This window comes from Klebsiella sp. CN_Kp104 (assembly GCF_040064515.1).
GTDB classification, from domain to species: domain Bacteria; phylum Pseudomonadota; class Gammaproteobacteria; order Enterobacterales; family Enterobacteriaceae; genus Klebsiella; species Klebsiella aerogenes.
In genome coordinates this window covers 98,715-105,558 of the sequence record NZ_JBEAII010000039.1, presented here as the reverse complement: position 1 = coordinate 105,558, position 6,844 = coordinate 98,715, and the positions used below count along the sequence as shown (strand labels likewise).

The following is a 6,844-nucleotide window of genomic DNA, read 5'->3' as shown; positions in this document are numbered from 1 at the left end:
ACGTTGAGCTAACCGATACTAATGAACCGTGAGGCTTAACCTTACAACGCCGAAGGTGTTTTGGCGGATTTGAGACGATTTTCAGCCTGATACAGATTAATCAGTACGTCCTGAGGACGTGTTGAAAACAGAATTTGCCTGGCGGCGATAGCGCGGTGGTCCCACCTGACCCCATGCCGAACTCAGAAGTGAAACGCCGTAGCGCCGATGGTAGTGTGGGGTCTCCCCATGTGAGAGTAGGGAACTGCCAGGCATCAAATTTGCAGTAAAACCGGGGCATTAAACCGGTAGATGTAGAAAAAATTCGGTGGAGCGGTAGTTCAGTCGGTTAGAATACCTGCCTGTCACGCAGGGGGTCGCGGGTTCGAGTCCCGTCCGTTCCGCCACTTATTAAAAGCCCTGAGCATTTTGCTCAGGGCTTTTTTGTTTTCTCCATTCCAATTATTGCTAAATCAGCAAAAATCCTCTGCATTTATCGATCTTTTTCCCAACCCAACCTTCACCCATAATGGCCTCAGTTAAGCGAAACGAATAATTAACGAGGAACATCAATCATGACAATCCCTGCATTTGGTCTTGGCACTTTCCGTCTGCAAGACGACGTAGTCATCAACTCTGTAAAAATGGCGCTGGAGCTGGGCTATCGTACTATCGATACCGCACAGATCTATGAAAACGAAGCCGCTGTTGGCCAGGCTATCGCGGAAAGCGGCGTGCCGCGTGATGAACTGTTCATCACCACCAAAATCTGGATCGAAAACCTGAGTAAAGACAAGCTGATCGCCAGCCTGAAAGAGAGCCTGCAGAAGCTGCGCACCGATTATGTTGATCTGACGCTGATTCACTGGCCGTCGCCGAACGATGCGGTTGCTGTTGAAGAGTTTATGGCTGCGCTGATGGAAGCGAAGAAGCTGGGTCTGACCCGACAGATCGGTATCTCTAACTTCACTATTCCACTGATGGAACGTGCGATCGCTGCCGTTGGCGCTGAAAATATCGCGACCAACCAGGTTGAACTGTCTCCGTACCTGCAGAACCGTAAAGTGGTCGATTGGGCGCGTGAACACGGTATCCACATCACCTCTTACATGACGCTGGCCTACGGTAAGGCGCTGAAAGATGAAGTGATTGCCCGTATCGCGGCGAAACATAATGCGACCCCGGCACAGGTTATTCTGGCGTGGGCGATGGGCGAAGGTTATGCGGTTATTCCATCTTCCACCAAGCGTGAAAATCTGGCGAGCAACCTGAAAGCGCTGGATCTGAAGCTGGATGATGAAGATCGTAAAGCGATTGCCGCGCTGGATTGCAACGACCGTCTGGTAAGCCCGGAAGGTCTGGCGCCGAAGTGGGATTAATCCACCGATTCCGGCAGGCGGTTGACGCCGCTGCCGGACGATAGTTTCTTACAGCTCCTTCGGGAGCTGTTTGACGTGCTCACTCAGAAAGTCAATAAATGCCCTGATGCGCGTGCTGACGGCTCTGTCGCTGTAATACACCGCACTGAAAGGCATCTCCACCGGCAAGCGCTTGTCGGCAAGTAGCTCCACAAACTCCCCGCTGGCAATCTCTTTATCCACCATATAATCCGATAGACAGGCAATACCATTGCCGCCAAGACAGAGCTGTTTTAGCGTTTCGCCACTGTTAGAGGTTATTTCGCAACCGACTTCCAGTAATTGACCATCGCTGGCGGCAATAGGCCAGGTATTTAACGAGACAGGCTCGGTGAACCCCAGGCAGAGATGATCCGCAAGATCTTCCGCATTCACCGGCGTGCCGTAGCGAGCGATATAATCAGGCGAGGCGATGATCTTGCGATAGCTGGTGAACAGCGGGCGGGCGCGCAGGCTGGAATCGGTTAGGGTACCCACGCGGATCGCGACGTCGACTTTACGTTCTATAAGATTAATGAAGGTTTCCGAGGAGACCAGCGAGAGCGTCATTTCTGGATAACGTTCGCGAAACGGTTTTACCAGCGGCATTAAAAAATGCAGCATCACCGGGGTGGCGGCATCAACGCGAAGCAATCCGCGAGGGGTAGTGCGCGTCTCCAGAAGCTCGTTCTCAGCAGCCGCCATCTCCTGCAACACCACCTGCATGCGGCGGAAATAACGCTCGCCTTCTTCTGTCAGGCTCAGCTGGCGCGTGGTCCGGTTTAACAAACTAACGCCTAGCTTTGATTCCAGCTTTTTGACTGCCCGGCTGACGGCAGAGTTTGCCTGCCCGAGCTGCTCGGCCGCCCGGCTAAAACTGCCGCTTTCCACTACGGCGACGAAGATAGCGATCTCTTCTGACGTGGCTCTCATTGTTGCACCTATAGCAAAATTCTATTGATATTTTGATGGTTTTTGTTATTTAAACATCCCTTCATACTACGTGTCATCTTAATCCTGATGCTACGGAGTAAATTATGCCACTGGCGCTACTTGCATTAACCATCGGTGCCTTTGCTATTGGCACTACCGAATTTGTGATCGTCGGCCTGGTACCGACCATTGCTGAACAACTGGCTATCTCGCTGCCGTCTGCGGGCCTGCTGGTTTCCATCTATGCGCTAGGCGTGGCGATTGGCGCCCCGGTGCTGACCGCGCTAACCGGGCGCATGCCGCGTAAGCAGCTCCTGCTGGCGTTAATGGTGTTGTTTACCGCCGGTAACCTGCTAGCGTGGCAGGCTCCGGGTTATGGCACTTTGATTGTAGCCCGCCTGCTGACCGGACTGGCGCATGGCGTATTCTTTTCTATCGGCTCGACGATTGCCACCAGCCTGGTGCCAAAAGAGAAAGCCGCCTCGGCCATTGCTATCATGTTCGGCGGCCTGACGGTCGCGCTGGTAACCGGGGTGCCTTTCGGGACGTTCATCGGTCAGCATTTTGGCTGGCGGGAAACGTTTCTCGCGGTATCGATTCTGGGCGTCATTGCGCTTATCAGCAGCCTGGTCCTGGTGCCAAATAATATTCCGGGCCGCGCCGGCGCCAGCCTGCGCGATCAGATGAAAGTCTTGACCCATCCGCGCCTGTTGATGATCTACGCGATTACCGCGCTGGGCTATGGCGGCGTGTTTACCGCATTTACTTTCCTCGCGCCGATGATGCAGAAGCTGGCTGGCTTTAGCCCGTCTGCGGTCAGTTGGATCCTGCTGGGTTACGGTATCTCCGTCGCTATCGGTAACGTGTGGGGCGGTAAGCTCGCCGATAAACATGGCGCTGTCGCCGCGTTGAAATTTATCTTCGCTGCGTTGGTGGTGCTGTTGCTGGTCTTCCAGTTCACGGCCAATCTGCACTACGCCGCTCTGGCAACGGTACTGGTGATGGGGATTTTCGCCTTCGGCAACGTTCCGGGTCTGCAGGTCTATGTGGTACAAAAGGCTGAACAATACACGCCGGGCGCCGTTGATGTTGCTTCTGGTTTGAACATCGCTGCCTTCAATATTGGTATTGCCCTCGGTTCGGTCATTGGTGGACAGACGGTCGAGCTGTACGGTCTGGCGCAGACGCCGTGGATTGGCGCGCTGATTGTGCTGGTTGCTTTGTTACTGGTTGTACTGAGCGGTCGTTTAGATAAATCTCCACGCCGTTCGGCAGCCGTTTCTCTCGAAGGATAAGGCTTTCTCGCAAATTGCATTGAAAGTGTATGGGAAAATCCCTATAACAGAAGAACCAGCCGCAGTCGGGCTGGTTTCCTGTTATCGAGGTTGAATGCCTAAATTGCGAAAGAATACCTATGCCATGCGCTATGTCGCCGGACAACCCGCGGAGAGAATCTTGCCTCCGGGGGCGTTTGCGGGTGTCAGTCCGGTTTATCCCGCCGGCGCGCCGTTAAGCAGCGATGAGAAAATTCGCGTGCTGGTGTGGAATATCTTTAAGCAGCAGCGTGCAGAATGGCAGTCAGTGCTCAAAAATTTCGGCAAAGACGCGCATCTGGTCCTGTTGCAGGAGGCGCAAACCACCCCAGAACTGGTCAGGTTCGCGACTTCAAACTATCTGGCCGCCGATCAGGTGCCGGCGCTGGTATTGCCGCAGCATCCTTCCGGCGTGATGACGCTGGCCTCCGCTCACCCCATCTATTGCTGTCCCTTGCGCGAGCGCGAACCTATTTTACGTTTGCCTAAATCGGCGTTAGTGACCGTTTATCCGCTGCCCGATGCACGGTTGTTGATGGTGGTGAATATCCATGCGGTTAATTTTAGTCTTGGCGTCGATGTCTATAGTAAACAGCTGCTGCCAATTGGCGATCAGATTGCCCATCACAGCGGGCCGGTAATCATGGCTGGTGATTTCAACGCCTGGAGCCGCCCGCGGATGAATGCGTTGTACCGCTTTGCGCGTGAGATGTCGTTACGCGAGGTTCGTTTTTCTGACGATCAGCGTCGCCGCGCGTTTGGTCGCCCGCTCGATTTTGTGTTCTACCGCGGCTTAAGCGTGCACGATGCCTCCGTGCTGGTGACCCGCGCTTCCGATCACAACCCGCTACTAGTCGAATTCAGTCCCGGCAAGCCTGATTAATTAAGGTATGTCAGGCCTGCCATCGGGCAGGTCTGCGTTCAGCACGATGCTGCCCTTTATTACTCAAACCACCGAAGGACAACACAATGACAACACGCTCTCATCATGACAACGTCGAAAAGCAGTTTGGCTCACAGGCAAGCGCCTATCTGACCAGCGCCGTACACGCCTCCGGGCGCGATCTGCAGCGTCTGGCGGAACGGCTGGCGGATTTCCCGCAGGCAACGTTGCTGGATATGGGATGCGGGGCAGGGCACGCCAGTTTTACCGCCGCAGGCCAGGTAGCGCAGGTTACCGCGTATGATTTATCGAGCCAGATGCTGGAGGTTGTCGCTCAGGCGGCAAAAGAAAAAGGCTTTACCAACATCGTCACTCAGCAGGGATATGCTGAAATGCTGCCGTTTGCCGACGCCAGTTTTGATGTGGTGATTAGCCGCTACTCCGCTCACCATTGGCATGATGTCGGCCAGGCGCTGCGCGAGGTGAAACGCGTGTTGAAGCCGGGCGGGGTGATGATCATCATGGACGTAATGTCTCCGGGGCATCCGGTACGTGATGTCTGGCTGCAAACCGTGGAAGCGCTGCGCGATACCTCGCACGTGCGTAATTACTCCAGCGGCGAGTGGCTGGCGCTGGCCAACGACGCAGGCCTGGCGATCAATCATTTATTGACCGATCGTCTGCCGCTGGAGTTTAGCTCCTGGGTCGCGCGGATGCGCACGCCTGAAGCGCTGGCGGAGGCGATTCGCTTATATCAGCAGAGCGCATCGGCGGAGGTTAAAGCCTACTTCGAATTACAGCAGGATGGATCGTTTACCAGTGATACCATCATGTTTGAAGCGCATAAAGCAGTGTAACGCTGGCAATAAAAAAGGCACCGGGGAATCGGTGCCTTTCTCGTTATTCTGAAATCAGGATTCAGGTCTGTCGTTGTTCTTCACAAACAGCGTTAGCTGATCCCCTGGCTTCAGGTTATCGGTATCGCTGTTCCAGCGCATAACGTCGCGGATATTGACGCCGTGGCGTTTTGCGATGCTCGATAGCGAGTCGCCCTTACGAACACGATAGGTGATGCTATCGCTGTTGTTCGCCAGACGTTGCGCGCTGCTGCCTGCGCCGACAACCAGATTCTGCCCAACTTTCAGCCCTGAACCGCGCAGGTTGTTCCACTGCTGCAGATCCCGGGTGGTGACGCCGAGGCGCGAAGCAATCCCGGAAATCGTATCGCCAGAACGTACCTTGTAGCTATGGCTGGTCAGCGGCGTATTGTCAGCAAGCTGCGTCGGCTGTACGGCGGCAATGTCGCCAGAGGCCAGAGACTCACGCAGTTGAGCTGCGTGTTTCTGAGGCACCATAACGTACTTTGGTCCGCTAGCGCCAAGCGTTGACCCCTTTACGCCGGCGTTGAAGGTTTTCAGCTTGCTGACCGGCATTCCTGCCATGTCCGCGAGCTGAGAAATCTCAACCGGACTATCGAGGCGAACGCGCGCCAGCGCACGGCTTTCATCAGCCGTTGGCAGCTTCACGCCGTAACGCTTGCTGTTTTTGAGAATATCGCTCAAAGCCAGCATTTTTGGCACGTAGACCTTGGTTTCACGCGGCAGCGAGAGCGACCAAAAATCGGTGGGTTTACCACGCGAACGGTTCGCCTTCACGGCCTTCATTACCCGGCCTTCGCCGCTGTTATATGCCGCGACGGTCAGTAACCAGTCGCCGTCGAACATTTTGTTCAGACGTTGCATCATGTCCAGCGCCGCGGTAGTAGACGCAACGACATCACGACGCGCATCGTAACTGCGGGTCTGTTTTAAACCATAATTGCGCCCTGTGCTCGGAATGATCTGCCAAATGCCTGCGGCATTGGCACCAGACGTCGCGTGTGGGTCAAAAGCGCTCTCCACTATGGGTAGTAATACCAGTTCCATTGGCATGTTACGTTTCTTAACTTGCCCGGCTATCCAGTACATATACGGTTCAGCCCGTAAAGTTACATCGTGGAGATAGCTCTTATTACGTAAGTACTTCTGTTTCTGTTCGCGAATCCGGGGGTTTTCCGGAATTCCCATCTTTAGCTCGTCGCTTATGGAAGTCCACAGATCCTGGTCTTGCGCGTAGAGGGTTCCATCATCTAACCATCGCGCCTGACTTGTGAACTTGCCTGCTTCCCCTTGACCAGCTGCAGAAAGGCTCTGTGCTCGCTGTTCTACGGTGCCGTCGTGCTTCGACGCCTGGCACCCTACCAGCAGGACAGAGGCGAGTAATATCGCTCGTGCCTTCATGTGTGTGTCAATAGTTGCTTAAAAGACGAGCAAGGATAACGGTGAAGGCCGAGGATGACA

6 protein-coding genes, 1 tRNA gene and 1 rRNA gene are annotated in these 6,844 nt (G+C 54.6%); 6 read left to right on the top strand and 2 right to left on the bottom strand.

From position 1 onward, the window contains the following. Window positions 1-137: 137 nt before the first annotated feature. The 3 genes from rrf to dkgB all read left to right on the top strand — a co-directional run bounded on the left by rrf (window position 138) and on the right by dkgB (window position 1,358). Window positions 138-253 (top strand): 5S ribosomal RNA (rrf, locus tag ABLU80_RS20725). A 56-nt stretch (window positions 254-309) separates the two neighbouring features. Then, window positions 310-386: transfer RNA gene (locus ABLU80_RS20720), tRNA-Asp, on the top strand. A gap of 168 nt (window positions 387-554) precedes the next feature. Continuing rightward, on the top strand, window positions 555-1,358 hold the full coding sequence (gene dkgB / locus ABLU80_RS20715) for a 2,5-didehydrogluconate reductase DkgB (protein ID WP_032712664.1): 804 nt from the start codon (window positions 555-557) through the stop codon (window positions 1,356-1,358). Window positions 1,359-1,406: 48 nt separating this feature from the next. Here dkgB and yafC read toward each other — a convergent pair whose 3' ends face one another. Next, a complete protein-coding gene (gene yafC, locus ABLU80_RS20710) occupies window positions 1,407-2,309 on the bottom strand; it encodes a DNA-binding transcriptional regulator YafC (RefSeq protein ID WP_015368133.1) in 903 nt (300 codons plus the stop codon). Window positions 2,310-2,413: 104 nt separating this feature from the next. On the opposite strand from yafC, the gene ABLU80_RS20705 reads away from it, so the two are divergent. The 3 genes from ABLU80_RS20705 to ABLU80_RS20695 all read left to right on the top strand — a co-directional run bounded on the left by ABLU80_RS20705 (window position 2,414) and on the right by ABLU80_RS20695 (window position 5,362). Next, on the top strand, window positions 2,414-3,604 hold the full coding sequence (locus ABLU80_RS20705) for an MFS transporter (RefSeq protein ID WP_348850430.1): 1,191 nt from the start codon (window positions 2,414-2,416) through the stop codon (window positions 3,602-3,604). A gap of 103 nt (window positions 3,605-3,707) precedes the next feature. Next, complete coding sequence (locus tag ABLU80_RS20700) at window positions 3,708-4,505, top strand: endonuclease/exonuclease/phosphatase family protein (RefSeq protein WP_015704463.1); 798 nt, start codon at window positions 3,708-3,710, stop codon at window positions 4,503-4,505. An 86-nt stretch (window positions 4,506-4,591) separates the two neighbouring features. Next, window positions 4,592-5,362, top strand: a complete 771-nt coding sequence (locus tag ABLU80_RS20695) for a class I SAM-dependent methyltransferase (RefSeq protein WP_213795692.1) — start codon at window positions 4,592-4,594, stop codon at window positions 5,360-5,362. A gap of 54 nt (window positions 5,363-5,416) precedes the next feature. Here the strand turns inward: ABLU80_RS20695 and mltD are convergent, their stop codons facing one another. Further along, window positions 5,417-6,784 carry a murein transglycosylase D gene (gene mltD / locus ABLU80_RS20690; RefSeq protein ID WP_032712667.1) on the bottom strand — a complete coding sequence of 456 codons (1,368 nt, stop codon included), beginning with the start codon at window positions 6,782-6,784 and terminating at the stop codon, window positions 5,417-5,419. Window positions 6,785-6,844 lie beyond the last annotated feature (60 nt).

What these genes read in the sequence shown, in the direction of transcription:
- ABLU80_RS20705 (WP_348850430.1), top strand. Translation starts at nt 2,414, where the DNA reads ATGCCACTGGCGCTACTTGCATTAACCATCGGTGCCTTTGCTATTGGC.
- ABLU80_RS20695 (WP_213795692.1), top strand. Translation starts at nt 4,592, where the DNA reads ATGACAACACGCTCTCATCATGACAACGTCGAAAAGCAGTTTGGCTCA.
- dkgB (WP_032712664.1), top strand. Translation starts at nt 555, where the DNA reads ATGACAATCCCTGCATTTGGTCTTGGCACTTTCCGTCTGCAAGACGAC.
- mltD (WP_032712667.1), bottom strand. Translation starts at nt 6,784, where the DNA reads ATGAAGGCACGAGCGATATTACTCGCCTCTGTCCTGCTGGTAGGGTGC.
- yafC (WP_015368133.1), bottom strand. Translation starts at nt 2,309, where the DNA reads ATGAGAGCCACGTCAGAAGAGATCGCTATCTTCGTCGCCGTAGTGGAA.